Here is a 604-nt window from a genome sequence, read left to right on the forward strand (position 1 = left end):
AAACTTTGAACATCTTCTGGCATGCAATCGATGATCTTATCGATCGAGTCGATAAAGCCCATATCAAGCATCTTATCGGCTTCGTCCAGTACCAGCATTTCCACTTCATCAAAATGGATCGCACGCTGGCCGTATAAATCAATCAGACGTCCTGGTGTGCTCACCACAATATCTACGCCTTCAATCAGCGCTTGCTTCTGCGGCGCATATTCCACGCCACCAAACATCGCCATTGAGCGCAGTGGCAAGTTCTTCCCGTACGCTTCAATACTTTGATGCACTTGCAGAGCCAGTTCGCGCGTTGGCGTAAGAATGATGGCACGAGCGCGTTTTTTACGTTGCGTCTCACCTTGACTGAGCTTTTCTAAGATTGGCAAAACAAAGCTGGCGGTTTTACCCGTGCCTGTTTGCGCAGCCGCGATCAAGTTGCTGCCACGCAGCACAATTGGAATCGCTTTTTGTTGGATAGAAGTCGGTTTTTCGTAACCCAGCGCCGTTACGGCATCCGTAATTGGTGCGCTTAAACCAAGCTTAGAAAATGGCATAGAAACGTCTCTAAAGAGGAAATGGGCGCGTAGTTTATCAGAATCCCAGTCAAGTAACA

General features: G+C 48.2%; 1 protein-coding gene. It reads right to left on the reverse strand.

Translation table 11 applies throughout. The annotated features are described in order from the left end of the window. Nucleotides 1–545, reverse strand: a 545-nt coding sequence (locus R7093_RS26505; RefSeq protein WP_318147186.1) for a DEAD/DEAH box helicase, incomplete at its 3' end; no start/stop codon positions are given. Between the last annotated feature and the right edge of the window lie 59 nt (nt 546–604).

This window comes from Vibrio sp. 1580 (genome assembly GCF_033340055.1).